Annotated in this window: 20 protein-coding genes; all 20 read right to left on the reverse strand. The window is 29.2% G+C overall.

Annotated elements, in window-relative coordinates:
* Window positions 1–71 precede the first annotated feature (71 nt).
* The 20 genes from ACFQ5N_RS10095 to ACFQ5N_RS10190 all read right to left on the reverse strand — a co-directional run bounded on the left by ACFQ5N_RS10095 (window position 72) and on the right by ACFQ5N_RS10190 (window position 19,778).
* Complete coding sequence (locus tag ACFQ5N_RS10095; RefSeq protein ID WP_386809376.1) at window positions 72–1,154, reverse strand: DUF1972 domain-containing protein; 1,083 nt, start codon at window positions 1,152–1,154, stop codon at window positions 72–74.
* A complete protein-coding gene (locus ACFQ5N_RS10100) occupies window positions 1,154–2,053 on the reverse strand; it encodes an SDR family oxidoreductase (protein ID WP_386809377.1) in 900 nt (299 codons plus the stop codon). Before ACFQ5N_RS10100 ends, ACFQ5N_RS10095 begins: the two co-directional genes overlap by 1 nt.
* Before the next feature lie 11 nt (window positions 2,054–2,064).
* The gene (locus tag ACFQ5N_RS10105) at window positions 2,065–2,550 is read right to left on the reverse strand and encodes an acyltransferase (protein WP_386809378.1); all 486 of its coding nucleotides are present in this window, start codon (window positions 2,548–2,550) and stop codon (window positions 2,065–2,067) included.
* Window positions 2,540–3,529, reverse strand: coding sequence for a glycosyltransferase (locus ACFQ5N_RS10110; RefSeq protein ID WP_386809379.1), 990 nt, complete (start codon window positions 3,527–3,529; stop codon window positions 2,540–2,542). The genes ACFQ5N_RS10105 and ACFQ5N_RS10110 overlap by 11 nt, the downstream gene beginning before the upstream one ends.
* Before the next feature lie 290 nt (window positions 3,530–3,819).
* Window positions 3,820–4,965 carry a glycosyltransferase gene (locus ACFQ5N_RS10115; protein ID WP_386809380.1) on the reverse strand — a complete coding sequence of 382 codons (1,146 nt, stop codon included), beginning with the start codon at window positions 4,963–4,965 and terminating at the stop codon, window positions 3,820–3,822.
* 42 nt (window positions 4,966–5,007) lie between these two features.
* Complete coding sequence (locus ACFQ5N_RS10120) at window positions 5,008–6,348, reverse strand: O-antigen ligase family protein (protein ID WP_386809381.1); 1,341 nt, start codon at window positions 6,346–6,348, stop codon at window positions 5,008–5,010.
* A gap of 18 nt (window positions 6,349–6,366) precedes the next feature.
* Window positions 6,367–7,308 (reverse strand): glycosyltransferase, encoded by a 942-nt coding sequence (locus ACFQ5N_RS10125; RefSeq protein WP_386809382.1) that lies wholly within the window; start codon window positions 7,306–7,308, stop codon window positions 6,367–6,369.
* 173 nt (window positions 7,309–7,481) lie between these two features.
* Window positions 7,482–8,909 (reverse strand): oligosaccharide flippase family protein, encoded by a 1,428-nt coding sequence (locus ACFQ5N_RS10130; protein ID WP_386809383.1) that lies wholly within the window; start codon window positions 8,907–8,909, stop codon window positions 7,482–7,484.
* A 66-nt stretch (window positions 8,910–8,975) separates the two neighbouring features.
* A complete protein-coding gene (locus tag ACFQ5N_RS10135) occupies window positions 8,976–9,680 on the reverse strand; it encodes a hypothetical protein (protein ID WP_386809384.1) in 705 nt (234 codons plus the stop codon).
* Window positions 9,677–10,534 carry a dTDP-4-dehydrorhamnose reductase gene (gene rfbD, locus ACFQ5N_RS10140; RefSeq protein ID WP_386809385.1) on the reverse strand — a complete coding sequence of 286 codons (858 nt, stop codon included), beginning with the start codon at window positions 10,532–10,534 and terminating at the stop codon, window positions 9,677–9,679. Before rfbD ends, ACFQ5N_RS10135 begins: the two co-directional genes overlap by 4 nt.
* A gap of 250 nt (window positions 10,535–10,784) precedes the next feature.
* Window positions 10,785–11,357, reverse strand: coding sequence for a dTDP-4-dehydrorhamnose 3,5-epimerase (rfbC, locus tag ACFQ5N_RS10145; RefSeq protein ID WP_386809386.1), 573 nt, complete (start codon window positions 11,355–11,357; stop codon window positions 10,785–10,787).
* Window positions 11,344–12,240, reverse strand: coding sequence for a glucose-1-phosphate thymidylyltransferase RfbA (gene rfbA, locus ACFQ5N_RS10150; protein WP_386809387.1), 897 nt, complete (start codon window positions 12,238–12,240; stop codon window positions 11,344–11,346). The genes rfbC and rfbA overlap by 14 nt, the downstream gene beginning before the upstream one ends.
* A 111-nt stretch (window positions 12,241–12,351) precedes the next feature.
* The gene (gene rfbB / locus ACFQ5N_RS10155; RefSeq protein ID WP_386809388.1) at window positions 12,352–13,401 is read right to left on the reverse strand and encodes a dTDP-glucose 4,6-dehydratase; all 1,050 of its coding nucleotides are present in this window, start codon (window positions 13,399–13,401) and stop codon (window positions 12,352–12,354) included.
* 11 nt (window positions 13,402–13,412) lie between these two features.
* Window positions 13,413–14,432 carry an NAD-dependent epimerase gene (locus ACFQ5N_RS10160; protein ID WP_386809389.1) on the reverse strand — a complete coding sequence of 340 codons (1,020 nt, stop codon included), beginning with the start codon at window positions 14,430–14,432 and terminating at the stop codon, window positions 13,413–13,415.
* Window positions 14,433–14,769: 337 nt separating this feature from the next.
* Window positions 14,770–15,162: a GxxExxY protein gene (locus tag ACFQ5N_RS10165; protein ID WP_386809390.1), complete on the reverse strand. Its 393-nt coding sequence runs from the start codon at window positions 15,160–15,162 to the stop codon at window positions 14,770–14,772.
* A 70-nt stretch (window positions 15,163–15,232) separates the two neighbouring features.
* On the reverse strand, window positions 15,233–15,838 hold the full coding sequence (locus ACFQ5N_RS10170; RefSeq protein WP_386809391.1) for an NAD-dependent epimerase/dehydratase family protein: 606 nt from the start codon (window positions 15,836–15,838) through the stop codon (window positions 15,233–15,235).
* Between the two features lie 310 nt (window positions 15,839–16,148).
* Window positions 16,149–17,141, reverse strand: a complete 993-nt coding sequence (locus ACFQ5N_RS10175; RefSeq protein WP_386809392.1) for a sensor histidine kinase — start codon at window positions 17,139–17,141, stop codon at window positions 16,149–16,151.
* Window positions 17,142–17,313: 172 nt separating this feature from the next.
* Window positions 17,314–17,778 (reverse strand): UpxY family transcription antiterminator, encoded by a 465-nt coding sequence (locus tag ACFQ5N_RS10180; protein ID WP_386809393.1) that lies wholly within the window; start codon window positions 17,776–17,778, stop codon window positions 17,314–17,316.
* A gap of 593 nt (window positions 17,779–18,371) precedes the next feature.
* Complete coding sequence (locus ACFQ5N_RS10185) at window positions 18,372–19,220, reverse strand: heparin lyase I family protein (RefSeq protein WP_386809394.1); 849 nt, start codon at window positions 19,218–19,220, stop codon at window positions 18,372–18,374.
* Between the two features lie 57 nt (window positions 19,221–19,277).
* Window positions 19,278–19,778 carry a hypothetical protein gene (locus ACFQ5N_RS10190; RefSeq protein ID WP_386809395.1) on the reverse strand — a complete coding sequence of 167 codons (501 nt, stop codon included), beginning with the start codon at window positions 19,776–19,778 and terminating at the stop codon, window positions 19,278–19,280.
* Between the last annotated feature and the right edge of the window lies 1 nt (window position 19,779).

Raw genomic sequence — 19,779 nt, forward strand, 5'->3', positions numbered from 1 at the left:
TAGGAATAATGTTAGAAATAAAATTAAGATAATTACTATTCACCACTTATCTAACAAATAAAATATAAACTCTAAAAATGTGAAGCATATAAATTGCTTATGCGACTCCAAGTATAACGCCTTAACGCAATCTCTTTCATACTTTTAGACAATTCAAACTCTTCTATTGAATTAAGATTATTTACAATATTAAAGAGTTCATCAACAGTTGAAAAATACAGTGCTTTTTCTTCAGTAGTATTATGATTTGTTGGCATATTAAATGCTATAATTGGCAAATTCAAATGCATTGCTTCAACCAATGAAGGAGCTGTACCACAATACGTATGACTATGAATATAAACATCTGCGTTGCTTCTTATTGTATCAACCTCTTTCAAATTGTAAACTGCATCTTGTAAATAAATATTAGGGTAATGAGAATACTTTACTTTTAACTCTCTACCATATTCAAACTTATCGTAATTTGAAACTAATACTAAATTTCTAGTTGGTAATTTAATATACGCTTCAATTACTACATGTAAATTATTATCTACTTGTGCTCTTGAAATACTAACATCATATTTGTCATTTAAAAATGGGTATTTTTTTAAAAGCTCTTTATTCTTTTTTTGAAGTGTTGTATGATCGCCCCCATACTCTATTAAAAAACTTTCTTTATTATAAGTTTTTTTTATATAATTACAAAAATACTGATTATCTGCTACAACAACTGTCGCACTAGAAATAGCAGTTTTTTCAGTAAACTTTAAGTACCATTGTATAAACCTACCCCATTTGTTTCTTTTCCATTCTAAGCCTCCAAAATTCACAATGGTTTTGGTTTTTTTAAAGAAATTTAAAAAAGGTAAAATCACGCAACCTGGAGTACCTAAAATTAAAATAGCATCATACTTGAACCAACTTAAAATAATAGCGGTAATATCATAAATAATACTCTGACCTCCATTTGCTTTAAAAGGCAAATACTTTAACTTACATCCATTATAAGTTTTTAACTGTTTATTTTTAGGAGTGGCTTGACAAAATACAGTAAAATCTATAATTTCATTTTTTTCAATGGTTAAATAATTAACCATTGTTTCAAACCCTCCATAATTAGCAGGTAAACCAACAGAACCAATTATAGCAACTTTCTTTTTTTTATCCATTATAAATAGTCCTGATAATAATTATCAATATATTCTTTTAAAGATATTTTCCAATCACGCATTTTATTTACACCTCTAAGCTCTAATTTTTTAGTTAAAAGCCTTTCTGATGGAGGGCGTTCAGCATAATAAACATCTTTAAAATAATCAGAACTAACAGAAGTTATTTTAACTTCATCTTGTTTACCTACTAATTTAACTAGTTCTTTAGCTACTTCAAAACGACTTGTCTGTCCACCACACACACAATTATATAAACCCCAATATTCTTTTTCAACAAGTTCTTTTACAGTTTTAGCAAAATCATGTGTATATGTTGGAGTACCATCTTTATCATTTACAATAAATAATTCTCTATTTCCATCTTTCAATTGTTTCATTAACTTTTGGATAAACTTTTTATCCTTTTTAGGCCCTGAACCCATCATCCAACCCGCGCGACATACTAAAAATCTGTTTGCATTTTCACAAACAAAACGTTCTCCCATATATTTTGCACGAGCATAAGCTCCTAATGGATTTGGCATATCCCAATCATCGTATAAATCTTTTTTACCATCAAATATACCTGCCGTACTAATATATAATAACGGAATATCTATACTATTTGCTAAATACACAGCATTTTCAACAGCTAATGTATTTGTTGCATACGTATCGTCCATATTTTCTTCACAAAACTCTAAATCTGTATATGCACCTAAATGAAACAAATAATCTGGTTTAAATTCTTCTATTTCTTTTTTATATGCTTCAAAATCTCGAAAATCAAGAAATGATAACCATTCTTCATTTACGTCTTTATCTGTACATTTAATTTCATATTCATCTTTAAACTGTGTGTAAAATGCTTCACCTAACATTCCACCGCATCCTGCGATATAAATTCTTTTTTTCATATATATATTATTTATTTTTTATAAATTTTTCGTTCCTTTATAAATTTTGCAGGAACACCTCCATTTATGGTATAAGGTTTTATATCCATTGTTACGACTGAATTTGCTCCAATAATAGCTCCTTTACCAATACTTATGGGCTTAGTAATAACCGTATTCATACCTATAAAAACGTTACAATCTATAAATACATTCCCCAAATATTGATGATCAAAATCATCATATGATACATCCAAAAAATGAGAAAGAATTTTAGTTCCTTCCGTAATTATAGTATTTTCACCAACAGTAATTAACTCAGGATTTAAATCATCGAAATAAACATTATATCCAATAAAATTAGTTTTTACATTTGTAAATTTGACCCCTGCCATTTTAAATAAACGAGCTCTTAAATTTCCGGGCATAAAAGGAAACTTACTAGCAATAAACATAATAGCTTTTCTAAATACTCTTTTTAAAGAATAATTTTTTTTAAGTACTTCCCTATTTTCCATCTAATACCTCTTGATATATATTAATAAGTTCTTCAGTCTTACATTCTACTGTTAATTTTCTTATTTTAACTTCTTCTCTAAGGTTATAGGATTCCGAATTAATGGACTTCACTATTAAATCACCTAGCTCAATTGGAGAATTTGTACTCGAAATAAATGAATTATTTATTCCTGAAATCATTAGTTCAACATTTCCAACATTTGTTGACACAATGGGAGTATTACAAGCCATAGCTTCCTTAATAGAGTTTGGGGACCCCTCAAAATCAGAAGTCATCAAACAAACAGATGCTGAATTATAATACAATGAACAAATTTCGCGAGGCTGCCTGGATAAAATCAATTCTTTAAAATTATATTCTGAATAGTTCTCCTTTAAATAAGTTATTACTTCTAAATATATATCATATCTTTTTTGTAACCTGTTTATGTTTTTAGAAGCCACAAACAATATATAATTACATTCTAAATCTAAACATAACTTTTCACAAGATTCAACTCTAGAAATCTCATTAAAATATTTTAAATCTACACCGTTAGGTAGATAAAATGATCTTGCTGCGATTTTCTTATTTTCAGGAATTTTATCTTTAAAAATTTTAAACACTCTTCTCTTTTTGGCTATATATTTATATAACCACACAAAAACATTATTTAAAAGTTTGTTATTTAATAAACTTTCGTTTTCAATAGAATTCAAAAAAGACACCAATATCTTTTTTTTGGAAGTTGCTATATATGCAAGGACTAAACATAGTCCATGAAAACAATGAATTAAATCGTATTGTTTATATTTCTTCTGTACAAATAAAAAAGCTTTAATATATTCCTTTAAGCCTTTTTCTTTTGTATTAATAAATAATACATCTCCATTAACTCCATTTTTTAAAACCCTATCTATTTGTTCTTTTGTGAAAATGCCATAATCAGGATTATTTTTTGTTGGATATGAATTTGTTATGAATAGTATTTTTTTCAAATTTTACTTTTTAATTTATTGTACATTTTAAGTGCTCTTACACGTAATATCTATAGAATAATTCTCAATTGAAAAAAGAATAGTAAATTTAAACTGTGTTTTTAATTCTAAGCATTTCGTAACTATTCTATTGATAATTTTTTAAGAATAGTTTATAAAGTTTTTGAAGGTAATTTTAAGTAATTAAAATATAATTTAACCTAAACAAATTTTAAATTCTCAATAATATTAACAATAAAGTGCTCTAAACTAGATATCAAATAAAAACAGTAATTAATTAAATATTCATATCAAGATAAAATAAAGCTTATTAGCTCATCTAAATCTTCTCTTTGTTTTTTTCTAACAGTTTCAAATCTGGAAATTCCGTTTTGCTGCAATTGTTTATAAAGATTGTTATTAAATATTAAATTCAAAATTCTATTTTTTATTTCACTAACAGAATATGGGTTTGCATATAAAACAGCATTACTACAAATTTCAGGTATTGAACTAAAAGCTGTTGTTACCACCGGAACTCCGAAACGCATTGCCTCAAGAGGTGGATACCCAAATCCTTCATTTAACGTTGGGTATATAAACGCATAAGCGTGCGCATATAAATTAAACAACTCTTCCTCAGCTACATATTTTTTTAAAATAAAACTTTCTTTATTTACAATATGTTTTAAGTACACTTTTTTATTGGTTACTCCTGTAATAATTACTTTGTAATTTAACTTAGAGTTTTCACTAATAATAGCATCAATAGCTTTTGCTGCCCTTAAATTATTTTTTAACCACCTATTACCACTTACCAATAAAAAATAATTACCATTTATATTATTTTTTTTTTTATAAGTTGTGGTAACATCAGGGCTATAAAACACCTTTAGTTTATCTATATTAATATTAGGGACAAATGTTTTTATACTATATTTAGTATGATTAGAAACTGCATACAAATTAATATTCTGCAAATTAAAAAGGTTTTTAAAGTGTATTAACTGTCTTTTTTTTACTTTATTTTTTAATAAAATTTTAATTATATTTTTAAAACGTAATTTACCACGTACATATAATAAAGAGTGCCAATTAAGTTCCATTTCCAAACCTCTTAAACCGTGTATTGCACCAATAATTTTACAATTAATTTTAGATAAATTTTTAAAATTATATGGTAATGCTGTATAAAATTTATCAATGTTATATATAGAAACTATATCATCAATTAAAACTTTATTTAAATCAATTTTTATAATATTATTTATAGAAATTAAGTCCATAATATCCTTTTCTAAAAATTTGCTATCATCAAATAGTGCAAATAATTTTAAATTACTATTTATTGACATTTCTACTAATTTAAAAAAAACAATTTTGCCATATTTACCTCCTCCATGGTACTTACCATCCAAGTTCGGCTGTATGGCAGAAATATCATACAATAAATTCATTTATCTAATTTTTAATATCTAATTTTAAACTCTTCTCATTTGTTAAATAACAAGAGATTTTATTCTTGCAATCCTCATAATTTTTTTTTCATTTAAAATCATCCCTAAAAAAATAAAAATAATAATGAAGTAAATCCCATTATAAAATGTCTCATTGATGAGCGAAATAAAAATTAATGAGCACAAATAAGTAAATAATATTTTTCCCCAAAGTAATACCTTGTTTTTATAACTAAATACAATTATTGTTATAATTAAATACAAGTAAATGATACTTCCAACAAGGCCATAACGTGTAATTATATTTGGAAAAAATATATCTACAGAATTGTATTGTTCAAAGCCTGTTGGAAGCATTGGTGAAATAGTTCCAATAGTAAATATGGGGTGTGTAATATCTATATCAGGAACATAACCAACACCAAGTAATATTCTTATTGGATCTTCTAAAACATATATAAATCTTTCATATGTTACTCCAAACCTAAAAATAAAAGAACCTTCATGATAAAAAGAGTTTAGATTATTATAATCCATATCTCCAATTAAATTAATTTCATTAAACAAATGAATAAATCTTTCATTTATAACAGGGAAATAGATTAATAACAATGTGTAAACAATAAAACTCAAAATTGGTAATAAAATCAAGGTAGCCATTTTTATTTTATTTTGTAAATACAAGTACAAAATCAAAATACTAAATACTGAAATAATAGCACCTCTTGATTGACCCAAAATAACTGATACAACTAATAAAACAACAAGATACATTTTGATATTTGTCCTAAAAAAAGTAAAAATACAGATTACTAATATTGGAATAATATAGGTCGGTCCATTTGTATATCTAGCACTACCCAATTCATTTACCATTGTAACTTTTAAAATATCTAAAGAAGGTGTATAAGAATATCCAAAAATGTATTGTGAAATATAAAAAGTAGCATGTAATAACGTTACTAAGACTAAAAAAACAAATAATTTTTTATAATCACGCCAATTAAAAGATCCTAACAAAAAGAAAAACATGAGATACCCTATTTTACGTGTTGTCCTAAATATTTGCAATAATGAAGTACCCCTAAATGAGAAGTCATATATTATACTAATTGCTAAAAAAACAAGAAATAATAACAATCCTTTTTCAATTCCTTTTAACTCAGAATTTACACCTTTAAAATTAATTGGTATTAAAATAAAAATTAACAATAAGGCTAAATCTCCATGTTGTAATGATAGTGAACCTAGTAAAAAATAACCAGGGACAAGTCTAAAATAACTACTTGCTAAAATAAGAATTGTAATTAGCGTTATATGCTTTTTTTTAGTTAAAAAAGAAACTAAACCTATTAAGAATAAAAACAAACTTACAAAGCCCATATAAATATATTATCCATGTTATTTTTTAACAAGGTTATAGGTATTTAGTATATGAATTTGAAACAATCTAAAAAACTGAATTAGTATAATTTTAAAGCGATTAATTTTTCGATAATTCTCAAGATAATACAATAAACTTTCAAGCTCTATACTTAGTAATTTGGTGTTTTGAACTACCTTAGTAGACTTAGCTCCTAAATGAATTGCACTAACACAAGTTAATAATGCCATTTTTAAATTTAATTTCTTTAATTTTTCGTATAAAATATTTTCTTCATAATATAGAAACGTATTTTCATCGAACCCATTTAACTGCTCCCAAGTACTTGTTTTAGCCAATATACAAGCTCCTGAAATTATATCGCATTTAATCATTTCTTGAAGTATTAACTCTGGATTACTTTTTAGAAAATACTTTTTAGCTATAATTTCATTTAGCATTGGTATTTTTAAAAATTTTATACTTTCACTAATTAATATATTATCTGTTGGGTTATTTCTACAACAATTATAATCTATATTGGTATCATCTTTCATTAAAATTGGACTTATCAAACCTACAGTAGGGTTCAAGTTTAAACTATTAATTAAAGGTTTTATTAGATTATTTGTTAATAATATATCATTATTTAACACTAAAATATGTTCAACTTTTTGTTGAATAAGAAATCGGATTCCTAAGTTATTACCTCTAGCATATCCCAAGTTTTCATTAGATTTAATTAGAATAATTTCTGAAGTTGTTTTTTTTATTATAATATTAGATTCAGTAATTTCATAACTTCTGCCACATTGTTTTAAAAATGAAGAAATTTCAACAATAGAATTATTATTAGAACCATTATCAACAATAACTAAAGTCAACTCTTCGCTTGAGCAAAATTTATAAACCGACTTAATGCAGTTTATAGTATCTGAATAATTATTGTAGTTGAGGATTACTATTCCTATAGTTTTCATGTTTTTTTTATTAATGCAGAATAATTATATTAATTAAACTTCTAAATCTCATTTTATTTTTAATTATCACAAATAATCCTATAAATTTTATCTTAGCGAAAAGTATTTAAATATTCAATCGTTATTTTTAAATTCCTAAAATACCAATATTGAGAAGTTCTTTATTTTAGTTGTTATTTAATACCAAATTTTAATAACACACCTAAAATCAATTCGTTTTTAATAATGAAAATTTGCAATAAAACAAAATATAAGGGACCGGTAACACCTGCAATAATTAAAATCAGCACACTTGGTAAACTAAATGTATTTAAATACATAAAAATAAATACAATTGGCAATGCATAAAGAATATTTAATAAAATTTGCTTTAAAGGGAAATTAATGTTCAATGTCTTTTTAACAAAATATTGAGCTACAATAAGCACACTAATTTCTGCACATACCCATACGATAGAAGAGCCAACACTTTTTAAAGAAGTCACTAACAAAATATTTAATAATGTCCCAACACTAGCACCAATAAAAGAATTAATCAAAATAATATTATCTTTTTTTAACGGCATTAATAACTGAATTATTAATATTTGCTCAATACCTATAATTAATATTAACGGCATTACAATTCGCATTGGTAAAATTGCACCTTCATATCCAGGCCCTGCTATCAATCTAATAATTTGTGGTGCAAATATTGTTGATATAGTAATAATTGGTATACTAAAAGCTATTAACGCATCGTAAGATCTAGCTGTTAATCGTTTTACTTCATCGATCTTTCCTTCTGCAACTAATGCGCTCATCCGAGGTAACATTACAGCAGTAAAAGCGGTAAAAAAAGCTAGTAAAACTCCATATAATTTTGTCGCCGTAGTGTAATATCCAACCTCTATATCCCCAGCAACAAAACCTAAGTATGCTACATTAAAAGAAGTATACATAGATGTTAAAACCATATATGAACCCATTGCAAAATATGATTTAATATAAGTTATAAAAGAGATATTCTTAAAACTAAAAGATATAAACCGTTTACGGTAATTCCAATTAATAAATGCATTTAAAACAACCATACCTACTATAAGTAAATAATAAACCTGTACATCATTTTGCCTTCTTACAAAGATAAAAACTGAAATAACAAAAATCAATTTTACTATTACTGAACGAATGGTAATATATTTAAAATCTTCTAAACCTTTAAAAAACCATTCAATCAGAAATAAATTAAAGATTAATTTTATACCTCCTAAAAGCATCATTTCCTTATTCTCAAATAATTTAGGAACAAAAATAGTAGCTACTATTAAGATTAGTAACATTACTAATGTGCTGATAATATTTAACAAAAAAAGACTTGAAAATGTTTTCTTAAGTTTTTCAATATTTATTTTGTTTTTCGCTACTTCACGTATACCTGTGATACTTATACCTAACATAGAAAAAAGTATGAAATAGTTAATTATACTATCAATAAAATTACATAGTCCAATATTTGAAACTCCCAATACACGTGTTACATAGGGGAAAACTAATAAAGGAAAAATAAAATTAGAAACCGTTAAAACACTGTTATATGCAAAGTTTTTTTTAATCCCCATTCTTAATCTTTATAATTTATAAAATACCTATATTTTATATAAATCATTTGTGTTAAATGTTAATTCTTAAAAAATTGAATCATCAGTTCTATCACGCCAAATTCCTTCCGCCTTAATTTCTAAAGGGCTACCAGCGAGCAGAATATGAGATGGGTAATTTGAGTAGTCTTTATTTAAATAAGAACCTGCACCAAAAATACAAAAATCAGGTGTTTTTGTCCCTTTCATTACTATACACCTAGTCGGAATCCAATTATTATTTCCAATAATAATTGGATCTAATGTTTTTCCTTTTAATTTCCCTTCTAAATCTTTTAATTTATGAAATGATGTATCCATAATAATTACTTCCCACGCTAATCTTACATTATCTCCAAATGTTACTGAACAATATGATGTTAATTTCAAATTTGCTGATACTAAAAAGTTATTACCAAAGTCAACATTTCCATTTACCCCAATAGAAATAGCTGAGTCATTCCCTACAATACATTTACCTCTAAAAACAACGGTTCCCCCATGGTTTTCCCACCTAATTCCTGAATTTGGGTATAAAGAAACTGTTCTAAACCCCAAGCGAATCATTCCTGTTTTTACTTCAGCAGCATCTAATTTAACTTTTCCTTCTACTTTTAATAATTCAGGTTTATACAGGAAAATTGGGAGCTTAATAGCCTGCTTAAATGGTAAATAATAAAAATTGAAGTATACCGTATATGGTAACGACCTTACAATGGACCTTTGCTTCCATATTTTTTTTAAAATATTCATAATAATTTTAAACATTTTACAATAGCTACTTTCCAATAAGGAATTTCCAATAAATATTTTTCTTTTATGCTTTTTTTATTCAACACACTATAAAACGGCCTTTTAGCAGGTGTTGGGTATTGTGAACTTTCAATAGGATTCACTTTTATAGCGATACCTTCTATTTCAAAAATAGCTTGTGCAAAATCAAACCAGCTACATATGCCTTCGTTAGAATAATGAAATAATTCTACAATTGTATTTTCTATTTTTGGCATGATAGTTACTATTGCTTGTGCCAAATCTGCCGCATTGGTTGGTGTTCCAATTTGGTCAGCCACTACATTTAAAGTATCACGTTCTTTCCCCAAACTCAGCATAGTTTTTACAAAATTGTTTCCAAACCTAGAATAGACCCACGAGGTTCTAATAATAATTGAATTGGCTGGGTTTATTGTTTGCATAGCCTGCTCCCCTGCCAATTTTGTTTTTCCATATACAGATTGTGGGTTAGGCACATCGCTCTCAACATAAGGTTTGTGATTTGTACCATCAAACACATAATCGGTAGAGATATGAATCAGTTTTATATGGTGCTCTTTGGCTAGTTGTGCAAAATTAGCTACTGCCAAATGGTTTATGTTTTCAGCAATTTCAACTTTTTCTTCTGCTTTGTCTACAGCCGTATAGGCTGCACAATTGATAATGGTATTAATGTGATTTCCTTTAATAAAATTAGCTACTGCTGTATGATTGCAAATATCCAATTCTTCAATATCGGTAAAAATGAAATTGTAGTTTGGGTGTTTGGGAGCTAGATCTCTAAGCTCTGAGCCTAATTGTCCGTTAGAACCTGTTACTAATATGTTATTCATTGTTCTTTTCTCTTTTTTGCACTTAAGAACTTGCTTGTAATAAGAGTCTTTATTTAATTTGTTCATTTTTATACTTCTCTAAAAAATCGAACCAAAAAAAGGAGACTTTTACGCGGTGTTTTTATCTTTTTATCAAAAATTTAAATCGTTTAATACATGCTAAATTTTCTACAAGGCTTCAAAAACTTTTAACGCATTTATTAAACTACACAGTAATCAACCCATATTTAGATTAAAAAAATAACTCTACTTATTGATACAAATCCATTTCATATTCAAAATACTCGGCATCTTTAAGTAAAGGTTGTTGTATATCTTTTGGCGATAATTGCAGGTGGTTTTTAGGAAGTTTCCAATCTATGGCAAATGCAGGATCATTAAATGCAATACCTCTATCACATTCAGGACTGTAATAAGCATCTACTTTATATGCAAACACTGCTTCTTTACTTAGCACTACAAATCCGTGTGCAAACCCTTTAGGAATAAACAATTGTTTTTTATTGGTCTCGGTTAATTCTACCGCCACATGTTGTCCAAAGGTTGGGGAACCTTTACGTATATCTACCGCCACATCTAACACCTTTCCTTTAATAACACGAACCAATTTGCTTTGCCCGTGCGGTGCTAGTTGGTAATGTAACCCTCTTAATACACCATAGGTAGATTTTGATTCATTGTCTTGACAAAACTCAATGGTACGTCCTAAAAACGCATTTAATTTATCTTGACGAAAGGTTTCTACAAAATACCCTCTTTCATCTCCACGAACTGTTGGTTCGCATATTACCACATCATGAATGGCCGTTCTAGTAAACTGCATCTGCTTCTTTTTCTTTTGCTATTTCTAATAAATACTGTCCGTACCCATTCTTTTTTAAAGGCTCGGCCAATACCATTAATTGTTCTTTGTTAATATATCCTTTTTGATAGGCTATTTCTTCTAAACAAGCAACTTTTAATCCTTGTCTGTTTTCAATAGCTTGTATATAGTTTGAAGCCTCTAATAAACTTTCATGCGTACCTGTATCTAGCCACGCAAAACCCCTTCCCATTACTGCTACTTTTAAATTATTTTGTGTTAAATATGCTTGATTTACTGAAGTGATTTCCAATTCACCTCGATAACTTGGCACTACATTTTTGGCTATTTCAATTACACTATTTGGATAAAAATATAAACCAACCACGGCAAAATTACTTTTTGGCACTGCTGGCTTTTCTTCAATACTCAAGGCATTTCCATGGTCATCAAATTCTACAACACCATACCGATCAGGATCTTTTACATAATATCCAAAAACAGTTGCTTTTTCTTTCTCTTTTACCGTTTGTACCGCATTGGCTAATATTTTAGAAAAACCATATCCATAAAAAATATTATCGCCCAATACCAAACATACATCATCAGTACCTATAAAATCTTCACCTATAATAAAAGCTTGCGCCAATCCGTCTGGTGAAGGTTGTTCTTTATAACACAATTGCATTCCAATGTCACTTCCATCTCCTAACAATTGCTTAAAACGTGGTAAATCAATGGGTGTAGATATAATCAAGACTTCTTTAATACCCGCTAGCATTAGTACTGATAATGGATAATAAATCATTGGTTTATCATGGATAGGTAATAACTGTTTGGATGTTCCTTTGGTTAGCGGATATAAACGTGTTCCAGAGCCTCCTGCTAAAATAATTCCTTTCATATGTTCTTAATTATTTTTTGTCATTGTGTAGTTTTGAAAAACCTATGCAATCTGTTTCATTTGATTCAGATTACGTTGGTAACCCATACTTCGTAATGACAATGCTTTTTGTTATCTATTGTATTGTGTGTTATAATATTCCTGATAAGCACCATTCACAATGCGCTGCATCCACTCTTCATTATTTAAATACCAATCTATTGTTTTGTGAATACCTTCTTCAAATTGCAATGATGGTTCCCAACCCAATTCATCTTTTAACTTTGTAGCATCAATAGCATAACGTTTGTCATGACCAGCTCTATCTGTTACATAGGTTATCAGCTTTTCTGAAGTACCTTCAGCTCTTCTTAATTTAACATCCATTACTTTGCAAATCACTTTAATTAAATCAATATTTGTCCATTCATTAAATCCACCAATATTATACGTATCTCCTATTTTTCCTTTATGAAATACAATATCAATGGCGCGTGCGTGATCTTCAACATACAGCCAGTCGCGAATATTTAAACCTTTTCCATATACCGGCAATGCCTTACTATTTTTAATATTATTGATAAAAAGTGGGATTAATTTTTCAGGAAATTGATTAGGGCCGTAATTGTTAGAACAATTAGTAATTACAACAGGCAAGCCAAAAGTATTGTGATAAGCACGTACAAAATGATCGGAACTTGCTTTTGCTGCAGAATAGGGTGATTTTGGATCATAAGGAGTATCTTCTAAGAAAAAACCTTCATCACCCAATGAACCATATACCTCATCAGTTGAAATATGATAGAATAATTTGTCTTCAAAATTTGAGCACCAACTAATTTTTGCCTGGTTTAACAACGTTAATGTCCCCATAATATTGGTATTGGCAAATTCAAATGGATTTGTAATGGAACGATCTACATGAGATTCTGCAGCTAAATGTACAACTGCCTGAATTTGGTAGGTTTCAAAAATTTCTTTCAATTTTTGTTGATCACAAATATCAGCTTTTATAAAGGTATAGTTTGGCGCATTTTCAATAGCTGTAAGGTTTTCCAAATTCCCTGCATAAGTCAAATTATCTATATTTATAATTTGATAATCTGGATAGTTTTGCACAAACAATTTTACAACATGACACCCAATAAAACCAGCGCCTCCAGTGATTAATATATTTTTCATTTCAATTATTTTTAATTATTATATTTCTTAAACCATTCAACAAATTGTTCAACACCCGCATCAATATTTGTTTTGCTTTTATAGCCCAATGCTTCTATTTCAGAAACATCAGCCCAAGTTTGTAGCACATCTCCTGGTTGCATTGGAAGAAATTCTTTAATCGCTTTTACACCCATACTATACTCAATAGCATTGATAAACGCCCCCAAAGATTTAGGGTTTCCATTTCCAATATTCATAATTTTATGAGCTGCTTTATTATTTTTATGTACAGGTGGTTTATTCAACAATAACTCTATACCTGTCACAATATCATCTATATAAGTAAAATCTCTACTCATACGTCCTTCATTGAAAACTTGAATTGGCTTGTTTTTTGCAATAGCATCTGCAAATAAATAAATTGCCATATCTGGTCTACCCCAAGGTCCGTAAACTGTAAAAAAACGCAAGCCTGTGGTTGGAATTCCATACAAGTGACTGTATGTATAAGCCATTAATTCATTGCTTTTTTTGGTCGCAGCATACAAGCTAATAGGATGATCTACAGTATCCGTAGCTGAAAATGGTACTTTTTTGTTTTCACCATACACACTTGAACTACTTGCGTACAACAAATGTTTTATAGTATAATGTCTACAACATTCTAACAGGTTTAAGTATCCTACTATATTGCTATCAATATAAGTTTCAGGGTTTTCAATACTATAGCGTACTCCTGCCTGTGCAGCTAAATTACATACTATATCAAACTGATACTTTTGGAAGAGTTTTGGTAACTCTTCTCTATCCTCTAAATTTATTCTAACAAAAGTAAATTGCTTTTGGTGACACTCTCCGTTTGCATGGTTTAAAAATATTTCTGCATCTTCTTTAGCTATGCCAAGCTCTTTTAATCGAGCATATTTCAAATTCACATCGTAATACGCATTGATATTATCAATACCTACAACTTGATATCCTTTACATAACAATGATTTTACCAAATGAAAGCCAATAAATCCTGCCGCTCCAGTTACTAATATTTTCATTTCAATTTCTCTTTTCAATTTTTCCCAAGGCATAGCCATAACTGCACAACAAAATACATTGTTGCCAAACGGGCACTGTTTTCAAAAAACTAGTTGGTAATTTAATGGCAACGCGGGTGTTTTGTAAAAACCAGCTAGTAATAGCTATCCACCTGCTGTTGCTTATATGGGCGTTAGAAATACAACCCACTATATTCACCATAAGTGTATGGTGCGTTATATAAACGGAAGTATGATATGACATAGGATAAATTTCACGGATATACTTAAATTACACTGATTTGTTGTTGATGACACGGATATTGTTAAAAAATGACACGGATAGTTGTGGTGCTTGTTACTTATTTATTGAAATGGTGTTTACCAAGCGTTTCCACTTGAGACTTTGCTCTCCAAAATTTATGAGCATCCCAATTTCTATGTGAGAAGATTTTAAATAGTTGAGTACCTGCTGGGTCATATGCTCTTGTATGCCCCGCACAGATTTAATGTCTAACAGTACATGGTTATAGCATAAAAAATCTACTGTAAAAAACTCATTTAAAGGTTCGCCGTTATAATAAATAGGTACTTCTTTTTGTTGTTCAAAAGGAATATTTGCTTGTAAAAATTCTTTTTCTATTGCTTGCTGGTACACGGTTTCAGAAAAACCACTTCCCAATTTTTTATGTACATTGATACAGGCGCCTATCACCTTAAATGTTTCTTCTTCAAATAGTAATTTAGACATTATATTTTTTGCTTTAATACGTGTATGGTGGTTAAATATACCATACATTACAGGGTGGTAACACCTATTTTTACACCAATTTACAGCTTGCCTTACAAAGTTGCGTAATGGCTTTTACATAGGTTTGTACACCTATAGCATTTGCTTCTTTTGTGGCTGTTTTTGAAATGTGCTGTGGTGTTATTTCTTGAATAGGTAAATGGTACGTTTGCTCAAATAATTGTACATATAACTTATTTGTAATAGCGGCAATTTCAAAACTATTGTACGCTGTTTCTAATGGTTGTTGGCTGCTTGTATGTTGGTTTTTATTACAGTACATTACACCTTTAACATGGGCATTTTGTGCTGCCGTTATTATATTTACAAAACCAATAGTATTTACGGTGTGCACAGCAACGGCATTGGTAATTTTGCTGGTGGCCTGGTTTAATACCGCCTGATGTACAACTAGATCAATATGTTTACAGGCTTTTTTGCAATCTTCTTCGTTTCGAATGTCTCCACCAATCAACTTAAAATTTGGATTGGGCACTAAATGTTTAATGGCATCCATTTTACCAGTAGAAAAATTATCTAAACAAACCACGGTGTATTTTAATTGCAACAGAGCTTCACATAGCTTAGCGCCTACAAAGCTAGCGCCTCCTGTTACCAAAATGGAACTTTTTTTCATTTTTTTGTGTAGTGTTGTACCCTATTTAAATGCTTATTTTAAATTTTGTGTTATGGAAACATTACAAAACCTACCATTGCCAAAGAACCTAAGGCTACAGCAAAAATTAATACTACGCGAACTACTTTTTTTACGTTTTCCATACGATGCATGCTTTTTCAATGAATACTCTTTTTTTTATTGGTAGAAGCAACCTCTTACTTCTATATATTGCTAACTCTATGAGTTTTTTGTGTACTATACCTACAAACTACGCTAGTGTTTTTAGGCCTTCTTTTTATACTTAAAGTTGTGTGTGGTGTGTTGTTAATTATTGTGGCAACGTACATACAAACGTACTGCCTTTTCCTAACTGAGATGTTACTGTAATATTTCCGTCTTGTTTTTCAATCAATTCTTTGGTAATGGCTAACCCTATGCCTGTTCCTTTTTCTTGCGCTGTACCATTTTCACTGTTAAGCGTACCATTTTTAAACAAACTATTTGCCAATTGAGGAGACATTCCTATGCCAGCATCTTTTACCGAAATATGTACTTGGTTTGCTAAAATGTTGAATTGTATATGTATTTCACCCTTTTTATTGGAGAATTTAATGGCGTTTGAAATTAAGTTTCTTAAAATAATTTTAAAAATACTGGCATCGCACGTGGCACGTACTGCTGCAGTTTGATCAAACCGAATGCCAATTTGTTTAAATGTTACTATAGGTTTAAACTCTGCCAACACTTCTAATAACAACTCATTTAAAACATACGACTGTTTGTTTATTTTAAATTTCCCCGATTGAGAACCTGTCCAAACCAAAGTGTCTTCTAATAATTTATAGGTACTTTGTGCATTGTTTTGAATATAAGAAATATACTGTCCTATTTTTTCAAATTGCTGTGCTTTATAATTTTCTTTTAGCAGTTGCGAAAAGCCTAAAATAGTGCTCAAAGCATTTTTTAAATCGTGCGCTAAAATGGCTAAAAACCTATTTTTATCTTCATTCAGCGCTTCTAAGGCTATAATTTCTTCTTGAAGCAATGGTTTAGTTGCTGCAGTACCTTCTATTTTTTTAAAAAACAATACAATATGCTCACTTGATACCAATTTGATGGTAATTTCAAAAAAAAGCGAAGTTTTGTTGTTTAAATACACATGAGATTTGGTGGTTTTGGAAGGTGTTTTAATAAAATTGTAAAAACACGGTGCAACTTGATCTAAGCCCATTGTTGCACAGGCTTTAGATCCTAATTGCTCGCCAATAATAACTTTTTGTGAAATACCCAATACTTCACAAAAAGTTATATTTACATCCATAATTTTCCCAGTTGGATTACATAATACAATGCCCAAGTTAGGAACGTCGTTTAAATGTAAGATACCTGTTTCCAGATGCTCTTGCGATGGTTCAACAAATTTGTGGGGAGAAGTGATAGCCAATAAACTAACTTTACGAATGTTTAATTTTAAATTTATTTTTAATACTTGCTTAAGCCACTTTTGTAAGGGTAACCTTTACCCCTAGCTCTAGCAATAATACTTGTAATCTGTTTTTTCCTACTTCTTGAATAACTCCTTCTTTACCTTTAAAAGGACCGCTGCTAATGATATGTGCATCACCTTCTTTTTTTTGATCTATAGCCGCTGATAAGGAACTATCTACCAAATACTCTTGCAACAATTCAATTTCTTTGTTGGGAACTTTAGCAGGTTTCCCTAAATAAAATAGGTATTTTAATACCCCAGGAACCTCAAAAACCTTTGCTCTATCCTTCTCTTGTATTTTTATAAAGAGATACGAATTTATTAAAGGGGCAATTACTTTCTTTTTACGATCTGACCATTGTTTTACCGTGGTCACTGTAGGACAAAAAATTTGAAATCCGAGTGCTTCTAACTGACTCGCAATTTTAATTTCATTTCTTCTTTTTACTCTTAAAACAAACCAAAACATAGCAATGTATAATAGGGTATTTGTACTTAATTTAACTGATTGAAATCATTAGAATTTGACATGGCTTCGCCATTAACAATTACATTATTTTAAATTCTAACTGATAAAATTTGATGTAGTAAAATTCCAACAAAATAACATTATAACCTTACGGAATCCCGTAAATACTATTTTTTTAATAAATAAATTTGAGTACTGTATACAGCTTCGCCCTTTAAAATCCCAAAAATGAATTTATTTCAATTTTTAAAATCTTCAAGATTTTTGATAAAAAAAGTAAAATTTAAATGTGGTAACCTCTATACCACCTATATGTTATTTTTACAATATTGGATATTTCGCAATTTTTCCAAAGTATATCACAAATTTAACTAACAAAACAAGTTAAAAGAATGACAAAAATCACCTATAAGTTAATTTTACTATTAATTAAAAAATTAGGTATAATTATTAGTAAGTTACCCTTTTGTAACCCCTATTTTTTATAGAAATGTAATGTAACTATTAATAAAGTACTACTCTTGTATTTATACGTGTTCTATCTTTAAGAAAATTAGGTACTAAAAAAACATTTTAAGCGTGCAAATACCTTTTTAGTGTTTGGTAACATCATTTATTTCAAAATCAGCAAACAAAAGTTTTTCGTCTCTTAGTTCATCTTGTTTTTTTAAACTTCTATAAATACCCCATTTGGGTCTTGCATAAATCATGGTATTGAACCACGTTTGCATATTTTTTTTATGCACCTTTAGTATTGTTTTTCCGTCAAGCGTGCGCAAGGTTAACTGATAGCTTCCATTTTTTTGATACGTAATTGTTTCATTGGCAACTATCCATTTACCAGTAATCTTTGACAATGCTACGCTTTCTAAAACTTCTTTTTCATCGTTATTTATATAAACAATTTCAAAGTTTTTTTTACCATTTCTTTTTCTGGCTATAAATGCAAAAAGCGGTTCGTTTCCACTAGTTTTATTGTAGGTAATTTGATGTACATCGGTATATCTTGAAGATACTTGAAGCCCTTTTTCTAATTTAAACTTCCATTGGTAATTTATAGTTTCACCTACTGTACCTAAAATAACAGCACTGGATTTATTGTTTGCTTTAATTTCATTTCTTTGCCTATCAAATCTTTTGCACCTATCCTTGTCGTGCTGTATATGTAGTACAAATTCAAAAACATATTTTTGAAGTGTAGCATCAAATACTTCTGAAATATGCCTTCCAAAATCTTGATGATTGCAATCTGGCACTTCAACTGCGACCCTATTTTCATTTATGAGTACCGAATTGATTAATTCGTAGGTTTCGCCTGCACCATTTGCTGAAAGTTTTACTTGGGCGTGGGCATTTGTAACAAATAAAAGCACCACTAACAACACAGCTATACAAATACTTCTTTTTATGTTTTTGTTCACCTTAAAATAGATAGTCTGCATTGTATTGATGATTACTTTTTTGAAATACTTTGTAAGTACTGTTGAATGATTGCGCTGTTATTTCCTATTTACATAGGTAGAATGTAATTGCTGAAGCTTCCAAGTATTGTTTTCTTTGATAGCAACACCACTTTCTAACCAATGTATAGTACGTAAGGTATCGGTTCCTTTTATAAAAGTTCCATAATTGTCATAGGCAATCCAAATAGAACCGTTGTTATGTACTGCCTTTATAAAATTAAAACGATTGCTTCTACGAAATTGTTGTTGCGCCATTTTAACGCGTTGTTTGTTCATATAGTTGGCAATGGTATCATTATTCCACACTGCACCATTTTCAAGCAAAATAAAATCTTTGGTGTGGTATTTTTGAATGGCGGTTGTATCTAAATTAGACCATATTTCTTGAAATGAATTAACAATTAAGTCTTGAACTTCAACAATGGCTGCTTGTTTTTGAAGGGTATCTAATTGAACCGATTTGTTAGCAGTTGTTTGGTTGTTGTACTTACACGAAAACACCGTACAAACTACTAATATTAAAAGCATTTTTTTCATA

This window comes from Lutibacter holmesii, assembly GCF_042679665.1.
GTDB lineage: Bacteria > Bacteroidota > Bacteroidia > Flavobacteriales > Flavobacteriaceae > Lutibacter > Lutibacter holmesii.

Coding starts and splice junctions, on each gene's coding strand:
- ACFQ5N_RS10095 (WP_386809376.1), bottom strand. CDS start 1,154: ATGGATAAAAAAAAGAAAGTTGCTATAATTGGTTCTGTTGGTTTACCT.
- ACFQ5N_RS10190 (WP_386809395.1), bottom strand. CDS start 19,778: ATGAAAAAAATGCTTTTAATATTAGTAGTTTGTACGGTGTTTTCGTGT.
- ACFQ5N_RS10170 (WP_386809391.1), bottom strand. CDS start 15,838: ATGAAAAAAAGTTCCATTTTGGTAACAGGAGGCGCTAGCTTTGTAGGC.
- rfbB (WP_386809388.1), bottom strand. CDS start 13,401: ATGAAAAATATATTAATCACTGGAGGCGCTGGTTTTATTGGGTGTCAT.
- ACFQ5N_RS10180 (WP_386809393.1), bottom strand. CDS start 17,778: ATGTTTTGGTTTGTTTTAAGAGTAAAAAGAAGAAATGAAATTAAAATT.
- ACFQ5N_RS10100 (WP_386809377.1), bottom strand. CDS start 2,053: ATGAAAAAAAGAATTTATATCGCAGGATGCGGTGGAATGTTAGGTGAA.
- ACFQ5N_RS10130 (WP_386809383.1), bottom strand. CDS start 8,909: ATGGGGATTAAAAAAAACTTTGCATATAACAGTGTTTTAACGGTTTCT.
- ACFQ5N_RS10125 (WP_386809382.1), bottom strand. CDS start 7,308: ATGAAAACTATAGGAATAGTAATCCTCAACTACAATAATTATTCAGAT.
- rfbC (WP_386809386.1), bottom strand. CDS start 11,357: ATGCAGTTTACTAGAACGGCCATTCATGATGTGGTAATATGCGAACCA.
- ACFQ5N_RS10165 (WP_386809390.1), bottom strand. CDS start 15,162: ATGTCTAAATTACTATTTGAAGAAGAAACATTTAAGGTGATAGGCGCC.
- ACFQ5N_RS10105 (WP_386809378.1), bottom strand. CDS start 2,550: ATGGAAAATAGGGAAGTACTTAAAAAAAATTATTCTTTAAAAAGAGTA.
- ACFQ5N_RS10185 (WP_386809394.1), bottom strand. CDS start 19,220: ATGCAGACTATCTATTTTAAGGTGAACAAAAACATAAAAAGAAGTATT.
- ACFQ5N_RS10115 (WP_386809380.1), bottom strand. CDS start 4,965: ATGAATTTATTGTATGATATTTCTGCCATACAGCCGAACTTGGATGGT.
- ACFQ5N_RS10160 (WP_386809389.1), bottom strand. CDS start 14,432: ATGAAAATATTAGTAACTGGAGCGGCAGGATTTATTGGCTTTCATTTG.
- ACFQ5N_RS10175 (WP_386809392.1), bottom strand. CDS start 17,141: ATGGATGTAAATATAACTTTTTGTGAAGTATTGGGTATTTCACAAAAA.
- rfbD (WP_386809385.1), bottom strand. CDS start 10,534: ATGAATAACATATTAGTAACAGGTTCTAACGGACAATTAGGCTCAGAG.
- ACFQ5N_RS10135 (WP_386809384.1), bottom strand. CDS start 9,680: ATGAATATTTTAAAAAAAATATGGAAGCAAAGGTCCATTGTAAGGTCG.
- rfbA (WP_386809387.1), bottom strand. CDS start 12,240: ATGAAAGGAATTATTTTAGCAGGAGGCTCTGGAACACGTTTATATCCG.
- ACFQ5N_RS10120 (WP_386809381.1), bottom strand. CDS start 6,348: ATGGGCTTTGTAAGTTTGTTTTTATTCTTAATAGGTTTAGTTTCTTTT.